Source organism: Hydrogenophaga sp. L99 (assembly GCF_058731905.1).
Window position 1 is genome coordinate 2,777,108 of record NZ_CM178972.1, and the last position, 17,077, is coordinate 2,794,184.

Annotated in this window: 14 protein-coding genes; 6 read left to right on the top strand and 8 right to left on the bottom strand. The window is 61.7% G+C overall.

The window, feature by feature from the left end; all coding sequences use genetic code 11:
* Positions 1–57 precede the first annotated feature (57 nt).
* Entirely contained in the window at positions 58–2,478 is a 2,421-nt protein-coding gene (locus AC4QBL_RS13235) for a penicillin-binding protein 1A (RefSeq protein ID WP_472907013.1), read from the top strand.
* Here the strand turns inward: AC4QBL_RS13235 and cyaY are convergent.
* Entirely contained in the window at positions 2,468–2,803 is a 336-nt protein-coding gene (gene cyaY / locus AC4QBL_RS13240; RefSeq protein WP_472900267.1) for an iron donor protein CyaY, read from the bottom strand. The genes AC4QBL_RS13235 and cyaY overlap by 11 nt on opposite strands.
* Before the next feature lie 12 nt (positions 2,804–2,815).
* Here cyaY and lptM point away from each other — a divergent pair, with 12 nt between their 5' ends.
* Both lptM and lysA read left to right on the top strand, forming a co-directional pair.
* Positions 2,816–3,025 carry an LPS translocon maturation chaperone LptM gene (gene lptM, locus AC4QBL_RS13245; RefSeq protein ID WP_472900266.1) on the top strand — a complete coding sequence of 70 codons (210 nt, stop codon included), beginning with the start codon at positions 2,816–2,818 and terminating at the stop codon, positions 3,023–3,025.
* 83 nt (positions 3,026–3,108) lie between these two features.
* Positions 3,109–4,398 carry a diaminopimelate decarboxylase gene (gene lysA / locus AC4QBL_RS13250; RefSeq protein ID WP_472900265.1) on the top strand — a complete coding sequence of 430 codons (1,290 nt, stop codon included), beginning with the start codon at positions 3,109–3,111 and terminating at the stop codon, positions 4,396–4,398.
* A 48-nt stretch (positions 4,399–4,446) separates the two neighbouring features.
* On the opposite strand, the gene msrQ is transcribed toward lysA, so the two are convergent.
* The 5 genes from msrQ to AC4QBL_RS13275 form a co-directional block, all read right to left on the bottom strand.
* Positions 4,447–4,992, bottom strand: a complete 546-nt coding sequence (gene msrQ / locus AC4QBL_RS13255) for a protein-methionine-sulfoxide reductase heme-binding subunit MsrQ (RefSeq protein WP_472907012.1) — start codon at positions 4,990–4,992, stop codon at positions 4,447–4,449.
* Positions 4,993–5,154: 162 nt separating this feature from the next.
* Positions 5,155–6,159: a protein-methionine-sulfoxide reductase catalytic subunit MsrP gene (gene msrP / locus AC4QBL_RS13260; protein WP_472900264.1), complete on the bottom strand. Its 1,005-nt coding sequence runs from the start codon at positions 6,157–6,159 to the stop codon at positions 5,155–5,157.
* 118 nt (positions 6,160–6,277) lie between these two features.
* A complete protein-coding gene (gene ccsB, locus AC4QBL_RS13265) occupies positions 6,278–7,639 on the bottom strand; it encodes a c-type cytochrome biogenesis protein CcsB (protein WP_472907011.1) in 1,362 nt (453 codons plus the stop codon).
* Complete coding sequence (locus tag AC4QBL_RS13270; protein WP_472900262.1) at positions 7,636–9,780, bottom strand: cytochrome c biogenesis protein ResB; 2,145 nt, start codon at positions 9,778–9,780, stop codon at positions 7,636–7,638. Before AC4QBL_RS13270 ends, ccsB begins: the two co-directional genes overlap by 4 nt.
* Positions 9,781–9,963: 183 nt before the next feature.
* Positions 9,964–10,578: a c-type cytochrome gene (locus tag AC4QBL_RS13275; protein ID WP_472900261.1), complete on the bottom strand. Its 615-nt coding sequence runs from the start codon at positions 10,576–10,578 to the stop codon at positions 9,964–9,966.
* Between the two features lie 101 nt (positions 10,579–10,679).
* Between AC4QBL_RS13275 and yihA the strand changes: the two genes are divergently transcribed.
* A complete protein-coding gene (gene yihA / locus AC4QBL_RS13280) occupies positions 10,680–11,486 on the top strand; it encodes a ribosome biogenesis GTP-binding protein YihA/YsxC (protein WP_472900260.1) in 807 nt (268 codons plus the stop codon).
* Positions 11,487–11,499: 13 nt separating this feature from the next.
* Here yihA and AC4QBL_RS13285 read toward each other — a convergent pair whose 3' ends face one another.
* Positions 11,500–12,423, bottom strand: a complete 924-nt coding sequence (locus AC4QBL_RS13285; RefSeq protein WP_472900259.1) for a lysophospholipid acyltransferase family protein — start codon at positions 12,421–12,423, stop codon at positions 11,500–11,502.
* Positions 12,424–12,446: 23 nt separating this feature from the next.
* Positions 12,447–13,322, bottom strand: a complete 876-nt coding sequence (locus AC4QBL_RS13290) for a lysophospholipid acyltransferase family protein (protein ID WP_472900258.1) — start codon at positions 13,320–13,322, stop codon at positions 12,447–12,449.
* 192 nt (positions 13,323–13,514) lie between these two features.
* Between AC4QBL_RS13290 and metK the strand changes: the two genes are divergently transcribed.
* Both metK and AC4QBL_RS13300 read left to right on the top strand, forming a co-directional pair.
* Entirely contained in the window at positions 13,515–14,696 is a 1,182-nt protein-coding gene (gene metK / locus AC4QBL_RS13295; RefSeq protein WP_472900257.1) for a methionine adenosyltransferase, read from the top strand.
* Positions 14,697–14,967: 271 nt separating this feature from the next.
* The gene (locus AC4QBL_RS13300; RefSeq protein ID WP_472900256.1) at positions 14,968–17,043 is read left to right on the top strand and encodes a PAS domain-containing sensor histidine kinase; all 2,076 of its coding nucleotides are present in this window, start codon (positions 14,968–14,970) and stop codon (positions 17,041–17,043) included.
* Positions 17,044–17,077: the final 34 nt, after the last annotated feature.

Genomic DNA, 17,077 nt, shown 5'->3' on the forward strand with positions numbered 1-17,077 from the left:
TGGCATCCACACAACAACGGATTTTTATAATTCGCTACCGACCGACAGATCATCCGCATGCCCAAAGACGAACGCGCCACCCCTCACCAATCCTCAACGCCAGTATCTGCGGGACACACGTTGGTCATCTGGATCGGTCGCCTTGCGGTGGGTCTGGCCGGACTGGCGGTGGCTGGCGGCATTGGCCTTTTGATGGTGATCGGTATCGCCTTGGCTGTGGCCTACCCCAACTTGCCCGACGTGGCCGACCTGGCCGACTACCGCCCCAAGCTGCCGCTGAGGGTCCTCACGGCCGACGGTCAGTTGATTGGCGAGTTCAGTGAAGAGCGCCGCAACCTGTTGACGATCCGGGAAATACCGGACGTGATGAAGAACGCGGTGCTGGCGATTGAAGATGCCCGTTTTTTCGAGCACAGCGGAGTGGATTACCGCGGCATGATGCGGGCGGCGCTGGCCAATCTGGGGCAAGCCAAGAGCCAGGGCGCGTCCACCATCACGATGCAGGTGGCGCGCAATGTGTACCTGTCGGCTGAAAAAAGCTACACCCGCAAGATTTATGAGGTGCTGCTGACGTTCAAGCTGGAACACATGCTGACCAAGGAACAGATCCTTGAGATTTACATGAACCAGATTTTTTTGGGACAGCGCGCTTACGGTTTTTCCACGGCCTCCCAGACCTATTTTGGCAAGCCGCTGAAAGATGTGACGATTGCCGAAGCCGCCATGCTGGCGGGCTTGCCCAAGGCACCTTCTGCCTACAACCCCATCAGCAACCCCAAGCGTGCGCGCAGCCGCCAGCTGCACATCATTGACCGCATGCTTGAAAACGGCTTCATCACCCAAGCCGAGGCCGACGCAGCAAAGATTGAGCCCCTCAAGCTGCGCCAGACCGGTGTTCAACCCACCATCCATGCAGAATTTGTGGCCGAAATGGTGCGCCAGGCCATGGTGGCGCAATACGGGGAAGAGGCCTATACGCGCGGCCTGAACGTAACAACCAGCCTGCAGTCCCGTGAGCAGCAAGCCGCTTACCGTGCGGTGCGCGAAGGTGTACTCGACTACGAACGCCGTCAAATTTACCGGGGCCCCGAACTCTTCATCGATTTGCCGGTGGATAAAGTCGCACGGGACGACGCCATCGACGACGCGCTGAACGACCGACCGGACAATGGCGACCTGATGTCCGCCGTGGTGCTGGAGGCCAGTGCGCGCCGGGTGGTGGCCGTTCGGCAAGATGGCGAGCCGTTTGAAATCACCGGCGAGGGCCTGCGGCCGGCCCATTCCGGCTTGTCAGACAAGGCGGGGCCCAACATCAAGATTCGACCGGGTGCCGTGATTCGGGTGGTGAAAAGCGGGGAAAAAAGCTGGCGAATCACCCAGTTGCCGGAAGTGGAGTCGGCCTTTGTGGCCATGGACCCGCGCACGGGCGCCATTCAGGCCTTGGTGGGTGGTTTCGACTTTCAAAAGAACAAGTTCAACCATGTGACGCAAGCCTGGCGCCAGCCGGGCTCCAGCTTCAAGCCTTTCATTTATTCAGCGGCTTTGGAAAAGGGCGTGTCGCCCATGACCGTCATCAACGATGCACCGTTGTTTTACAGCGCTGGCGAAACGGGCGGCAAACCCTGGGAACCCAAAAACTACGACGGCCGTTTTGAAGGCCCCATGTCGGTGCGCCGTGCATTGGCCAAGTCCAAAAACATGGTGTCGATCCGGGTGCTGCAACTGGTGGGCACCCAAAGTGCGCAGGAGTGGGTCTCGCGCTTTGGGTTTGACGCCGAAAAACACCCCCCGTACCTCACCATGGCGCTGGGCGCGGGTTCCGTCACGCCGATGCAAATGGCCACGGGCTACGGGGTATTTGCCAACGGCGGGTACCTTGTCTCGCCCACGCTGATCACCCGCGTCGTGGAGCACAAAGGCAAGGTGCTGTTTGAGGCGCCCCAGGTCGAGCTCTTGGAAACCCAGCGCGCCATCGATACCCGCAACGCCTTTGTCATGAGCAGCTTGCTGCAGGAGATCACACGCACCGGCACCGCTGCCCGCGCCCAAGCCACACTGAAACGCCCAGACCTATACGGCAAAACCGGCACCACGAACGATTCGGTGGACGCCTGGTTTGTGGGCTACCAGCCGACCGTCGTGGCAGCCGCCTGGGTGGGCTACGACACGCCGCGCAACCTGGGCAGCCGCGAAACGGGCGGTGGGTTGAGCCTGCCGATCTGGATCAACTACATGGCCGAAGCGCTGAAAGATGTGCCTGTGGCCGAATACACACCGCCGTCTGGCTTGATCAACGTAGGGGGTGAATGGTATTTTGAAGAATATGGGCCAGGCAACGGCGTCAGAGGGTTGGGGTTGAACGATCCTTGGCCGGGCGCAGTGTCGAACGATGCAGCTCAGTCCGAGCAACCCGGCGCTGCTGCACCCGCCCTAGAACCAGAAGACCGCCGCAGCATTCTCGACCTGTTCAGGAACTGAAAACCAGCGGCAACCCAGACTGTTCGCTGGCGTAGCGCGAGAGATTGGCAAAGAACTCGCCCTGTCCCTTGGTGTCCATCCAGGCAGCACCATCGCCATCGTATTGGTAGTGGAATCCACCCGCACGGGCAGCCATCCACACTTCGTGCAGCGGTTTCTGCAGGTTGATGATGATCTGGCTGCGGTTGGCAAACGTCAGCGTGATCATGCCCCCCACGCGCTGGTTGTCGATATCGGCGTCGGTGGTGTCGTTGATGCGGTCGCAGGTGAGCTCGATGGCCCGCAGGAGCGCCTCGGCGCGGTCCAGAAATTCGATGTCGGTCATTACAATGGGCTCATGTTGGATTTGCACCGAATTTTAGGCGGCACAGCTTGTGCGGGGCGCAAGTGCGCGCTTGCCGCCCTGCTGGGCGCCGGGTTGCTGTTGGCGGGCTGCGGCCAAAAAGGACCGCTTTTTTTGCCCGCTGCGACAAGCGCAACCCCACCTGCAGCGGTTGAGTCCAACAGCACTGACACGGACTCGAGCAACGCCACAACCGGACGCTAACCGTTCCTTCGGCCCAACCCACTCGGTTCGTGCCTCGTTGCCGCCCCGGTTGGCCGACCCACTCCTTCTGCCAAATTTCTTTCATGCCCATCACTTCTGGCGCTGTGCCCACGACACTCCCCCCGTTTTTCAGCTACCAGAACGGACAACTCATGGTTGAAGGATTGGCGCTGCATGCGCTGGCCCAACAACACGGCACACCGCTCTTCGTTTACAGCAAGGCCGCCATCTTGGAGGCCTTGAGCGCCTACCAGCGGGGCCTGGCCGGACGCGCGCACCAGATTTGTTACGCCATGAAAGCCAACTCGACGCTGGCGATTTTGCAGACGCTGGTGCGTGCAGGATGCGGGCTGGACATCGTCTCGGGCGGCGAGCTGGAACGGGCGCTGGCGGCAGGCGTAGAGCCGGGCAAGATCATTTTTTCAGGAGTTGGCAAGACGCGTGCTGAGATGCGCCGGGCGCTGGACGTGGGCATTGGTTGCTTCAACGTGGAAAGCCGCGCTGAGCTGGATGTGCTGGACGAAGTGGCGCAAAGCATGAGCCTGCGCGCTCCCGTGAGCGTTCGCGTCAACCCCAACGTGGACGCCAAAACCCACCCCTACATTTCCACCGGTCTCAAGGGCAACAAATTTGGCATTGCTCACGAAGACGTGGTGGCCACCTACCGCCATGCGGCGGCGTGTGCAGGCCTGCGGGTGGTGGGCATTGACTGCCACATTGGCTCGCAAATCACCCAGGCAGACCCGTACCTTGACGCGATGGACCGCATCCTGGACTTGGTGGAAGCCATTGAGACCGCAGGTGTTCCCATCGCCCACATCGACTTTGGCGGCGGTTTGGGCATTGACTACAACGGCGACACGCCACCCCAGGCCGACGAGCTGTGGCAGCGCCTGCTGCTCAAACTCGATGCACGGGGCTATGGCGACCGCAAGATCTTCATTGAGCCCGGCCGCTCGCTGGTGGGCAATGCGGGTGTCTGTGTGACCGAGGTGCTGTACCTGAAGCCAGGCGAACACAAGAACTTTTTGATTGTGGATGCGGCCATGAACGACCTGCCCCGGCCCGCGATGTACCAGGCGTTTCACCAGATCGTGCCGCTGGCACCTCGCGACGAACCCACAGCCTTGTGGGACGTGGTGGGCCCGGTGTGCGAAAGCGGTGACTGGCTGGGGCGCGACCGGGCGCTGGCCGTTCAGCCGGGTGATTTATTGGCGGTGATGTCGGCGGGTGCCTACTGCATGAGCATGGCCAGCAACTACAACACCCGGGGCCGCGCAGCAGAGCTGCTGGTCGATGGGGATACCGCCACCCTCATCCGCGCACGGGAAAGCGCCACCGATCAACTGCGTTTTGAAAGCTTGCTGCCCTGAAAGACGGACAGGCCGCGGGGCACTGACGCTGGGCACGCAAACTGTGGCTCAGCTCGCGGCCCTGCAAGTGAAGTAACGCCACAAGCGCCAGCCCAGCAGCGCACCCAGGATGGCGGCGTAAACAGCGACCTCGTTGAAGTCATTTTTGCCGCTGCGCATCCAGAAGAAATGCAACACCGCCAATGCGGCGACCGCATACACACTGCGGTGCAGCAGCTGCCAGCGCCTGGCACCCAGAGCACGTATTGCGCGGTTGAATGACGTGGCGGCCATCAGCAGCAAGAGCAGCCACGCGGTCGTGCCCACCAAAATGAACGGGCGCTTGATGACGTCAAGCACCATGGCGGCCAGGTCAAAGCCCATGTCAAACCAGGCGTAGGCCAGCAGGTGCATGCAGACGTAGAAGAACACGAAAAGTCCCAGCATGCGCCGAAAGCGTGCCAATGCCGGCCAGCCCGCCAACACACGCAGCGGCGTGATGGACAGCACCAGCACCAGAAACCGCAAGCTCCAGTCGCCCAGCGAGCGAATCAGCGCCTCTGCCGGATTGGCGCCGAGCTGGTCTGCCACCGCCGCCCAAAACAACCACGCCATGGGCAAGCACGCCAGCACAAACACCGCTGGTTTGGCCAACGGATGCGTCAAGCAGCGGTGCACCGCAGAGGCGCTTGCTCCGCGCTGACCCGCCTTGTGGCTCACCACCGTTGTGGCGTCAGCAGCCACGGCGTACCACCCTCATGAACACGCTCAACGGCATCAAAAGAACTTGCGCAAGTCCATGCCGGCATAGAGCTGACCCACCTGGGGCTCGTAGCCATTGAACATGAGCGTCTTGCGGCGTTTGGCAAACAGGCCTCCGTCTTCGCCAATGCGGCGCTCGGTGGACTGGCTCCAGCGGGGGTGGGACACGTCGGGGTTGACGTTGGAATAAAAGCCATATTCCTGGGGCGCCGCCACATTCCAGGCGGTGCGCGGCTCCTTGTCGGTGAAGCGAATCTTGACCAAGGACTTGACGCTCTTGAAACCGTATTTCCAGGGCACCACCAAGCGAAGCGGCGCACCGTTCTGGTTGGGCAACACCTCGCCATACATACCAAAAGCCAGCAGGGTCAGCGGGTGCATGGCTTCGTCGAGCCGCAGGCCCTCGGTATAGGGCCAATCCAGCCCACCAGAGGCGAGTCCCCGCATGGTTTTGGGGTCAGCCTGGGTCACGAACTCCACGTATTTGGCGCCGCCCTGTGGCTGCACCTGTTTGATGAGCGCGGCCAACGAATAGCCCACCCACGGAATCACCATGGACCACCCTTCGACACAACGCAGCCGGTAGATGCGCTCCTCCATCGGGGCCAGCTTCAGAAGCTCGTCCAGCCCGTAGGTCTTGGGCTTGTTGACGAGCCCCTCCACCGAGACGGTCCAGGGGCTGGTCTTGAGCGACTTGGCGTACGCCGCAGGGTCCGACTTGTCGGTCCCGAACTCATAAAAGTTGTTGTACGTGGACGCGTTTTCGTACGTGGTGAGCGTTTCAACGGTGCTGGCACCCGCGACTGCGGAACGCACGCCACTCAGTGCCGCGAGCCGTCCGGGCCGGGTCACCGCAGCCTGGGCCAGCGCCTCGCGCGAAGCCCAGCTGGCCATGGCAGCCCCCCCTGCGCCCAGCGCCAGACGCTGCAGCAGAGCACGACGTCCAACGTAATCAGACGGCGAAGTGATCTCACTGGGAACGGGGTGCTGAAACCCGTCGTGGTTGAGGCGAATGATCATGAATGGCTCCAAGGTTCCGAATGAATCTTCGGAGCCCTGTCATTCTTACAAAGTTCCAGCTATCTGGCCGGTAGGTGGCTGGACAACCCTACCCAGGAAGGGCGGTCCAGCTTTGGCGTCACAGCTCGCCGTAGCTGTGCAGGCCCGAGAGGAACATGTTCACACCCAGGAAAGCGAACGTGGTGATGGCCAAGCCCACCAGCGCCCACCAAGCGGCCACCGTGCCGCGCAGGCCCTTCATCAGCCGCATGTGCAACCAAGCCGCGTAATTCAACCAGACGATCAGCGCCCAGGTTTCTTTCGGGTCCCAGCTCCAGTAACCACCCCAAGCCTCGGCAGCCCACAGAGCGCCCAACACGGTGGCGATGGTGAAGAAGGCAAAGCCCACGGCGATGGCTTTGTACATCACGTCGTCCAGCACCTCAAAACTGGGCAGGCGTTCGGCAATGCGGCGGCGGGCTGTCAGGATGCCGCCCACGATCAACGCCGACACACCGAAGTAAACGAACCAATAGCTGCCACCCTTTTCAAGCGCCGACTGGCGAAACACCAGGGGTTCCAGGCACAGCACGATACCCAGCAACCACAAGGGTGCCAGCTTGTACCAGCGGGTTTCGGTGGCACTCTGCTTGATGAGATAGGCAAACGCCAACATGGCGGCGATGGCGAACGTGCCGTAGCCGACAAAGTTGGCCGGCACATGCACCTTCATCCACCAGCTCTGCAGGGCTGGAACCAAAGGCTGAATGGCATGGGCCTCACGCACCAAGGTGTACCAAAGCAGGAAGCCCACAGCAGCGCTGACCACCAACATGGAGAAAGCACCCATGGAACGGGTCTTGTACTGGTCTTCGTAATAGAGATAGAATAAAGTCGTCATCCAGCAAAACAGGACGAACACTTCGTAGAGGTTGCTCACCGGAATGTGGCCAATGTCCGGGCCAATCTGATGACTTTCATACCAGCGCACCATGGTGCCGACCAGCGCCAGCGTCACGGCCACCCAGGCCATGCGCGAACCCAGGGACTCGAATGCATCGCCTGCCCGGGTCAGCATGCCCACCCAGTAAAAAACCGTGCTCATGAAGAACAGCACGCTCATCCAGAGGATGGCGGACTGGCTGGAGATGAAATACTTGAGCATGAAGACCTGGTCGGCCCGCGCCAGGTCGGCTGTGCCTTCAGGGGTCTGGTACAGCCAAATCGCGAGCAGCGCCAGCGCACCCACAACCACCGACAGCAAGCGCAACGGACGCCAGAACCAGCCCAGCCAGATCATGGAAGGGACGGCACCGACCAGAATGGCCTTTTCATAGCCGTTCATCGCATGGTCGTATTGCAAAAACGCCCAGGCGGCGCCTGCAACCAGGACGGCGGCAAACAGCCAGTCCCACAGGTCGCGACGGGCAAAGTAACCCGGCGTGGCGCCAGACCCGTTGTTCTTCAGCTCAATGGTGCGATTCGCAGTGGCAGTGTTCATGGGTTCACCTTCAGCAATTGGCTCTTCAAAACATCAAACTCTTGGTCGGATTCCATCGTCTTGCGGTTAGACGAAAGCGCCATCTGGGCTTGTGACGAGCGTTCGCCAGACGGCGACAGCCACACCCACACCCGCCGCTCGCGCACATACAGCATCGCAAAAACGCCCAGGATGAGCAAGAGACACCCCAGGTACACGATGTTTTGGCCCGGCGCACGCGCCACCTGGAACACGCTGGCCTGCACATGTTCGAAGTCCTTGAGCTGGAATGTCATGGGTGCGGGGTAGAAAAATGCGTCGCTCAGGCTGATCACCGACGTGGTCATGAAGCGCTGGGTGGTTTCGTTGCGCTCCAGCGGTGCCAAGCCGGCGCGTTCGCGGCTGATCTGCATCAGCTCAAACAAGGTGCCGTTGAGGATGCGCACCAGCACATCGCTGGCGCGCTCGCGCTCGGGCTCGGGCACGTTGGTTTCCAGAAACGCCGACACGGCCTGCAAACCACCCTTCACCGGTCCTCGGTCCTCGGCGCCAGCAGCGGGTGCCAACACCACCTCTTCGGCGCCGGCAAACAGTCCAATGGCACGGCTCGCAGACGCCTGGAGGGCTTCAGCCAGCTCGGGGCGGCCCTCTTCCACTGCGGAAACGGCGTAACGGCGCACCGCCTCCTGGCGCATCTGCGGATCGGCGAGCGCTGAGCGCAGCCGCACAAAGTCGTCCATGCTGTCTTGCGCATCGGCCGGCACGCGCAGGTAGCGGAATGCCTCTGAGGTGGCTTCACGCATGCCCAGCAGGTACATGCGCGCACCGTCCAGCTCCATGGGCAGCATGTAGTTGTGGTATTCGATGGCCTGGCCAGCGGCGTCGCGCAGCTTGTAGGTGATGCTCGGACCTACGTTGCGCAACACTTTTTCAGTCACTGTCTTGTGGCCCGAACCCAGCCGGGCCTCAATGGAACTGCGCAAATCGACCTTGCGCACGTCAACGCCCGGAGCGCCCGCCACCTCTGAAAAGTTTTCCACGTTGATGACACGCAGGCTGGTGTATTCCAGCGTCATCTTGTCGTCGCCATTGGTCAGCGCGCTGGTGCTGCCGATCACGCCCGACACCTCAAAGGCCTTGGCAGGCCCATTGATGGGCATGGCCTGCAGGGTGACCTTGGATCCCCCGTCGTCAAAACTCGACTGGTAAATGTTGATGCCGCGGTGGCTGGCGGGGTGGTTCACCTCAACGCGCGCCTCCTTCTTCTCGCCGGTTTCGTGGTCGTGGATCACGATGTCGCTCGCAAAGAGCTTGGGCATCCCGGTGTCGTAATACTCAACGATGAATTTCTTGAGCTCAACGGAGAAAGGCAGGTCTTGCAAGATCACGCCCGTCGGTTGCGCCAAGATGGCTGTGCTGGCCGTGGTGCCCTCGGTCACCAGCAAATTGCCTCTGAACGTGGGGTTGCTGGCAGACAACCGGTGCTGAACCGGGACGTCAGCGATCAGACCGCCACCCGTGAACGGTGTCTTGTCGGTGAACCACATTTGGGTGCGAACGATGAGGTCACCGTCCAGCAGGCCACCAATACACACCAGCACAATGGCGCTGTGGGCGGCCAGATAACCAATTTTGTTGGCCACGCCTTTTTTGGCGGCCACCATCCAGCCCGTGCCCGCGGCGGTATCGCGCGACTGCAACTTCACTTTCCAGCCCGCCCCCAGCAACGACTGACCGATGCGGTTGGCTGCGGCTTCAGGGGCTTCGTCCAAAGCGGCTTCGGCCCGGCTCGGAAATGCCTTGAGGCTTTGCTCGCGGATGTTTTCTTTGTAGGCCTTGAAGTCCGAAAAAATCTTGGGCGTGTTGCGGATGATGCACAGGCTGGTGCTCAAGACCAGAAAAGCCAAAATCAGCAAAAACCACCAGGCGCTGTAGACCGAGAACAGATTGGCGCTGGCAAACACGTCGGCCCAGAAGGGCCCGAACTGGTTCACATAGTTGTTGGCCGGCTCGTGTTGCTTGACCACAGTGCCGATCACCGAGGCGATGCAGATCACCGTCAGCAGCGAGATGGCGAAACGCATGGACGACAGCAACTCCACCATCTCGCTGGTCAAGCGCGAGCTGGTTTTGATCTGCATGCCTTGAGTGGAGACGGTCATGAAAAAAAGCTGAAGGTGAAGGGCAACAAAAAGGGCGGGTCTGGTTGCTCCAGAACTCGCCCTGTTGTGATGTGAATTTCGGTCAGCGGTTCAATACAAAAGAGGTTCTTTCGCATTGTGACGTCAAATATTAACGCTCGCTTATATCCCCGCCCACTGCGGGGGCTTGACCTGCACCGAAGCTCAACGCAGTCCGGCGATGTAGTCCGATACCGCCTTGATCTCAAGATCGTTCATTTTGGCTGCAACGCCGGTCATTTGGGCGTTGTTTTTGCGCGCACCGCTGCGGAAGGCGTTCAGCTGACTGGCCGTGTATTCGGCGTGCTGACCCGACAAACGGGGGTACTGTGCAGGAATGCCTGCACCGTTGGGGCTGTGGCAGCCTGCACAAGCGGCGATCTGGCGGTCGGCAATGCCGCCGCGGTAAATGCGCTCACCCATGCGGACCAGGTCTTTTTCTTTCGCAAAGCCCGTCTTGGCTTTTTGGTCTGCCAGCCAGAAGGCGATGTTGCGCATGTCATCATCGGACAGTGCCGCGGCAAAACCTTTCATGATGGCGTTGTCGCGCTTGCCGGACTTGAATTCCTGCAGCTGCTTGACCAGGTACTCTGGGTGCTGCTGAGCCAAGGTGGGGTTGATCGGCGTGGTCGAATTGCCGTCGGCGGCGTGGCAGGCCACACACATCTGGCCGTACAAGGCCGCACCTTTGACCAGATCGGGCTTGGCCGACTGGGCATGGGCGCTGAACGACAGGGCTGCGGCGGCAGCGGCGCAAAGGAGTGAAACAGGCAATTTCATGTCTGGGCTGACGTCGGTGGCGACGGGTTCGGTTGAGGAAATTCGCGGTAGTTTTGTTCTAAGCCTATCAATTTTACAATGCCCCACCGGGAAAACCCCAAATGACCCAACACCACACTCCAGCCCCCCCCTCCGAATCGCCGTCCCAGGACGCCCCGGCCACCGCGGCCGAACAACCCAACACTGAAAAAAACCCTGTGCCCGCCACAGTGGAAGCCAAGATCGCCCACGGCTGGCTGCACACCGCCCGCTTCCTCACCACGGCACCCCAGCTGGAACACCTGCCAGCGCTTGACCTGCCTGAAATTGCGTTTGTCGGACGCTCCAACGCTGGCAAGTCCACCTGCATCAACACGCTGACGCAGCAAAAACGCCTCGCTTTTGCGTCCAAAACGCCGGGGCGCACCCAGAGCATCAACCTGTTTTCGCTGGGCAAGCAGGGCGTGCACGACGCGGTGCTGGCCGATTTGCCGGGCTACGGCTACGCCGCTGTGCCGCGTGAAGCCAAATTGCGCTGGCAGCGCGTCATGGGCAACTACCTCATGACCCGCGAAAACCTCACGGGGGTGGTGCTGCTGATCGACCCGCGCCTGGGCATGACCGAGCTGGATGAAATTTTGCTCGACGTGATCCGGCCGCGCGTTCAGGCTGGCCTGAAGTTTTTGGTGCTGCTGACCAAGTCCGACAAACTCAGCCGATCCGAAGCGGCCAAGGCTTTGTCGATTGCCAAGCTGCAAAGCGGTGGCGGTGAAGCGATGCTGTTTTCAGCGCTAAAAAAACAGGGGCTGGACGAAGTGGCTCAGCTGCTCTGGCAATGGTCCCATGCACCCGCCAAAAAACTAAAGGGCGAACCGGTGGAACCCAGCATGGACCCGGACCAGGAACCCGAACCCGAGTCACTCGACTGAGCGGCCGGGCCGTTCAGTCCTTGTTGTAGACCGAAGGCGCCCCCGGCGGGCGGGTCTTGAAGCGCTTGTGCACCCAGTAATACTGCTCGGGCATGGTCTGGATCATGGCCTCCAGGCGCTGGTTCATGAGGGCGGTGTCGGCCTGCGCGTCAGGCCCCGGGTAGTCGGGCCAGGCGGGCAGCACCTCCACGTCATAGCCCTGCGGGGTGATGCGGCTGATAACGGGTACCACCTTGGCCTGCCCCAGCCGCGCCAGGCGGGGCAGCGTGGGCACCGTGGCGGTTGGCACACCAAAAAACGGCACAAAGACCGACTCCGCAGGCCCCATGTCCATGTCGGGCAACAGGTAGAGCACCTCGGACGCCCGCACCGCCTGCACCACCGGGCGCAGACCCTGGTGCTTGCTGACCAGTTTCACAGCGCCGTAGCGCAACCGGCCCGCTCGAATCCAGCCGTCAACCGCTTCGTTGGCTTGTTCGGCATACACGCTGATAAACGCCCTGGGCGCAAAAAGTGCGAGCGCCGTGCCACCGGCGTCCAGTCCCACAAAGTGCGGCGCAAAGATGACGGTGGGGGCATTCCCTTCCAACTCATCGGTGGCACCAACCAAGCGCAGCCGCGCCCGCACGGTGGCTTCGCTGGCCTCCCAAAGCCAGCTGCGGTCGAGCCAGGCCTGCACAAAGTAAACGAAATGTTGGCGCACCGCACGGTTGCGCTGGGCTTCACTGTCTTGCGGAAAACACAGCGCCCAGTTGGTGCGCGCAATGCGGCGGCGGCGCCCCGCCACACCATGCAACAGCTGGCCAGCCAGCCAGCCCAGCGCGCGAATCCAGGGCAAAGGCAGGCGCGCCAGCAAGCGCATGAAGCCAAGGCCCAGGCGGTTGAGCCAGCTCACGCGGGGTTGTGGGTTGGCTGGCGAATGGGAAGAAGTCGGCATAGGGGGTTGCTTGCGGCGCACAGTCAGCTACCGGTGGCCGGTACGGCGCTGTCGGCACCCGCGGGTTTTTTGTATCGGGCATAAGACCACAGGTATTGCTGCGGGCATTCGCGCACCAGGGCCTCCATGGCGTGGTTGATCTGCTGTGCGGCCTGCGTCGCGTCGGTGGCCATGGGCGACGTGTGGGTGGGGTCAAACGGGCGCACATGCACCAGAAAACCGCGCCCCCAGCTCAGCCGCTCGCCCCAGATCAACACGGGCTGCGCCTTGGCGCTGTGCACCAGCCGGGCTGAGAGCGTCATGGTGTAAGCGTCCCGACCGAAAAAGGGCGCCCACACGCCCTGCCCTTCGGGCGGTACCTGGTCGGGCAGCAGCCCCACGGCCTGCCCCGACTTGAGTGCCTTGATGAGTTGCTTGACACCCGCCAGCGTGGTGGGTGCGGTGTGCAAGCCCGGGCGGTTGCGGGCGCTGGCCACCAGCTCGCGCAGCCAAGGCTGGCGGGCCGGGCGGTACAGCACCGTGATGGGCATGTGTTCACCGAACCGCTCGGCCAGCGCCTGCGCCGTGATTTCAAAGCAACCCAGGTGCGGCGTGAGATACAACACCCCCACGCCATGGGCCTGCGCGGCCTCAATGTGCGCAGCGCCCTCCCAGCCCACGCGCACCGGGCGGCCCAGCCACAAGCGAGGCAGCTCGGCCACCATCTTGCCGGACTCGCCCACAGAAGCCAGGGCCACGCCCATCGAGAAGCCGCCCTGGCGAACGTTGTCCAGCAAACGGCGGCGGTAGCGCCCTGAGAACAGAAAGCTCAACCAGCCCAGCAGCCAGCCCCCGGCGTGCAACAGCGGCAGCGGCAGCTTGCTCAAAAACACAAAAATCAAACGAATGAAGGCGTCCACAGTACAAACAAAACATGGCCCCACAGGTGCGAGGCATTGGCGTAACCAGGAAGACTGCGGCAGAAGCTTGATCTAAAATGCCCCCCATCGCCGAGTTACTGAACTAATTGCGGGGCGATTCATAAATTCCGCTAAAGCGTTCGCCGAACTCTGACAGACCGGCAACGCCGATCCACCAACTTTGGAGTTTATATGGCGAACGATTTTCTCTTCACTTCCGAATCCGTCTCTGAAGGCCACCCCGACAAGGTGGCTGACCAGATCTCTGACGCGATCCTTGACGCGATCTTTGCGCAAGACCCCCGCAGCCGTGTGGCCGCCGAAACGCTGACCAACACCGGCCTGGTGGTGCTCGCTGGTGAAATCACCACCAACGCCCACGTCGACTACATCCAGGTGGCGCGCGACACCATCAAGCGCATTGGTTACGACAACACCGAGTACGGCATTGACTACAAAGGCTGTGCGGTGCTGGTGGCTTACGACAAGCAAAGCAACGACATCGCCCAGGGCGTGGACCACGCCTCGGACGACCACCTGAACATTGGCGCGGGCGACCAGGGCCTGATGTTTGGCTACGCCTGCGACGAAACGCCCGAACTGATGCCCGCGCCCATTTACTACGCCCACCGCCTGGTGGAGCGCCAGGCGCAGTTGCGCAAAGACGGCCGCCTGCCTTTCTTGCGGCCCGACGCCAAGAGCCAGGTGACCATGCGCTATGTAGACGGCAAGCCCCACAGCATCGACACCGTGGTGCTGTCCACCCAGCACAGCCCCGACCAGTCGGAGACCCCGACGAAGATGAAAGACAGCTTCATCGAGGCCATCATTGAAGAAATCATCAAGCCGGTGCTGCCCAAAGAGTGGCTGCAAAACACCCGCTACCTCATCAACCCGACCGGCCGATTCGTCATCGGCGGCCCGCAGGGCGACTGTGGCCTGACCGGCCGCAAGATCATCGTGGACACCTACGGTGGCGCCTGCCCGCACGGCGGCGGCGCTTTCAGCGGCAAAGACCCCTCCAAGGTGGACCGCTCCGCCGCTTACGCCGCCCGCTACGTGGCCAAAAACATCGTGGCCGCCGGCCTGGCCAAGCAGTGCCAGATCCAGGTGGCGTACGCCATTGGCGTGGCCAAACCCATGAACGTGACGGTGTACACCGAGGGAACCGGCGTGATCCCGGACGAGCAAATTGCAGCCCTGGTGAACGAGCACTTTGACCTGCGGCCCAAAGGCATCATCCAGATGCTGGACCTGCTGCGCCCGATCTACCAAAAGACCGCAGCCTATGGACACTTCGGCCGCGAAGAGCCCGAGTTCACCTGGGAACGCACCGACAAAGCCGCAGTCTTGCGCGCCGCGGCCGGCCTGTAAGGCGGCTGGCCGAGACAACCGGCACGCTCGGCGTGCGGGTTGCGCAGCGCAGCCAACCCGGACAGACGCTGCGGAAAAATGGTGCGATGCCCGAAAGTGAGTGTCCACTCAACAAAAAGCCCCTCGCTTTCGCGCAGGGGTTTTTTTGTTGTGCGCCCCGCAGGTTTGAGCGGGCCAAAGGGTAACAACCCTGAATTTTTGCCAAAGACTTCCGATAAGCCTTGTACGGACATTTACCGCTGTGCACTGCAACGATCTGGAGCCTTGAAACATGGACACCTCTTTCCAACCGGAACAGACCGGCGACGCGCATCCCGATCTGGAGCGCCTGGTTACCGTACGGACCCGGGACCTCCAGCAAGCGCTCGAGCAAGCGCATTCGCTCTACGAGCACGCCCCTTGCGGCTACCTGTCGCTGGACGCCAACCACCGGTTCGTGAAGCTCAACCAGACCTTGCTGGACTGGCTGGGCTACAGCCGCGAGGAGGCGCTTGGCCAACTCGACATTTTTGACCTCATCGACCCGTCTTGGCGCCCGGTGATGCAAGACCGTCTGGAAATTTTGCTGCAAAGTGGCCGCACCGAGGCCATGGAGATTGAGGTGCGCCGCAAAGACGGCAGCCGCTTCCACGCGCTGTTTTCTTCCACCGCGGTGCGCGATGCCGAAGGCAACTTCTTGCACAGCAACACGACGCTGGTGGACATCAACGAGCGCAAAGCGGCCGAGCAACGCGTGGTAGCCCATGAAGGTTTCCTGCAAACCATCACCGACCGCATTCCTGCGCGATTGGCTTACTACGACAAAGACCTGATCTGCCGCTTTGCCAACTCCGCCCACGCCTCGCGCTACGGCAAGCTGTCCAGCGACATGGTGGGTTCGCACCTGAGCCAGGTGGTGCGCCCCGACCTGTTGCCGGAAATTTTGCCGCGCGTGGCGGCGGCACTGAGCGGGCAGGTGGAAACGTTTGAAGCCGAGCGCGTGGCGAACGATGGCACCCGCAACTACTACGAAATTCACTACATCCCGGACTTTCAGCAGGGCGTGGTGGAAGGCATCTTCATTGAGTTGCATGACATCAGCGAGCGCCGCCGCACGGAAGAGTTTGTGCTCGACGCCAACCGCGACCTGGAAGAGCGTGTGCGCGAGCGCAGTGCCGAGCTGTTCCAGAGCGAACAGCGCTACCGCCTGATGGTGGACGCCATCCAGGACTACTGCATTTATTTCATTGACGAAGAAGGCCTGATCACCGACTGGACCGAAAGCGCACAGCGCCTGCACGGACACCGCCGCTCGCAAATGATCGGTCATTCGTACCAGACCCTGCTGTCCACCGACAACGCCGGCGAAGATGAAGTGGACCCCGACCAGGTGTTGCGCCTGGCCAAAGCCCACGGCCAATGGGAAACCCGCGGCTGGCGCCAGCGCGACGATGGCTCGCGCTTCTGGGCCCACACGGTGTTGACGGCCTTGCGCAACGAAACGGGCGAGCTGCAAGGCCTGTCCAGCATCACCCGCGACATGACCGCCGCCAAGAGCCTGGAGGACGTGATGAACGACCTCAACCGCGAGCTGGAAAAACGCGTGGCCGAGCGCACACAGCAGCTGGTCGCCGCCAACAAAGACCTGGACGTGTTCTCGCACATGGTCTCGCACGACCTGCGCGCGCCGCTGCGCCACATCGCCAGTTTCGTGAGCTTGCTGCAAGAGCAGCTGGGTGAGTCCAGCGACAAACTCGTGACGCAGTACCTGAACTCGACAGCCAAGGCCAGCAAGCGCATGAGCCACATGATTGAAGGTTTGCTGGAATACGCGCGCCTGGGCCGAGTCGCCATCGAGTCGCAACCGGTGCCCTTGGCGCCCCTGCTCGAAGGCGTGATTGCCCACCTGCGCCAGGAAAACCCGGATCGCAACATCGAATGGGTGATCGAGGAAGACCTGCCGATCGTGCGCGGCGACGCCATGTTGCTGGCGCAAGCCTGGAGCAACCTGCTGAACAACTCGGTGAAGTACACGCGCCCACGCGAAAAAGCGCGCATCGAAGTGGGCTGGAAGGTCAACCCCGTGGGCGGCCGCACTTTCTATGTGCACGACAACGGCGTGGGCTTTGACCTGGAAAAGGCACACAACCTGTTCGTCATGTTCCAGCGCCAGCACCATTCCATGGACTTTGAAGGCACCGGCACCGGGCTGGCGCTGTCGCAGCGCATCATCGAACGCCACGCCGGCCGCATCTGGGCCGAAAGCGCGCCCGGCCTAGGCTGCACTTTCTATTTCACCCTGCCCTTTGAAGGCCTCGAACCCGAGCTCGACTTTCCACGCTCGGCCTTGGCTGAACTGACGATCTGAGTGGCAGCGGGCAGGGCCAGTGCTCCGTCCATAA

What these genes read in the sequence shown, in the direction of transcription:
- AC4QBL_RS13235 (WP_472907013.1), top strand. Translation starts at nt 58, where the DNA reads ATGCCCAAAGACGAACGCGCCACCCCTCACCAATCCTCAACGCCAGTA.
- cyaY (WP_472900267.1), bottom strand. Translation starts at nt 2,803, where the DNA reads ATGACCGACATCGAATTTCTGGACCGCGCCGAGGCGCTCCTGCGGGCC.
- lptM (WP_472900266.1), top strand. Translation starts at nt 2,816, where the DNA reads ATGTTGGATTTGCACCGAATTTTAGGCGGCACAGCTTGTGCGGGGCGC.
- lysA (WP_472900265.1), top strand. Translation starts at nt 3,109, where the DNA reads ATGCCCATCACTTCTGGCGCTGTGCCCACGACACTCCCCCCGTTTTTC.
- msrQ (WP_472907012.1), bottom strand. Translation starts at nt 4,992, where the DNA reads ATGGCGTGGTTGTTTTGGGCGGCGGTGGCAGACCAGCTCGGCGCCAAT.
- msrP (WP_472900264.1), bottom strand. Translation starts at nt 6,159, where the DNA reads ATGATCATTCGCCTCAACCACGACGGGTTTCAGCACCCCGTTCCCAGT.
- ccsB (WP_472907011.1), bottom strand. Translation starts at nt 7,639, where the DNA reads ATGAACACTGCCACTGCGAATCGCACCATTGAGCTGAAGAACAACGGG.
- AC4QBL_RS13270 (WP_472900262.1), bottom strand. Translation starts at nt 9,780, where the DNA reads ATGACCGTCTCCACTCAAGGCATGCAGATCAAAACCAGCTCGCGCTTG.
- AC4QBL_RS13275 (WP_472900261.1), bottom strand. Translation starts at nt 10,578, where the DNA reads ATGAAATTGCCTGTTTCACTCCTTTGCGCCGCTGCCGCCGCAGCCCTG.
- yihA (WP_472900260.1), top strand. Translation starts at nt 10,680, where the DNA reads ATGACCCAACACCACACTCCAGCCCCCCCCTCCGAATCGCCGTCCCAG.
- AC4QBL_RS13285 (WP_472900259.1), bottom strand. Translation starts at nt 12,423, where the DNA reads ATGCCGACTTCTTCCCATTCGCCAGCCAACCCACAACCCCGCGTGAGC.
- metK (WP_472900257.1), top strand. Translation starts at nt 13,515, where the DNA reads ATGGCGAACGATTTTCTCTTCACTTCCGAATCCGTCTCTGAAGGCCAC.
- AC4QBL_RS13300 (WP_472900256.1), top strand. Translation starts at nt 14,968, where the DNA reads ATGGACACCTCTTTCCAACCGGAACAGACCGGCGACGCGCATCCCGAT.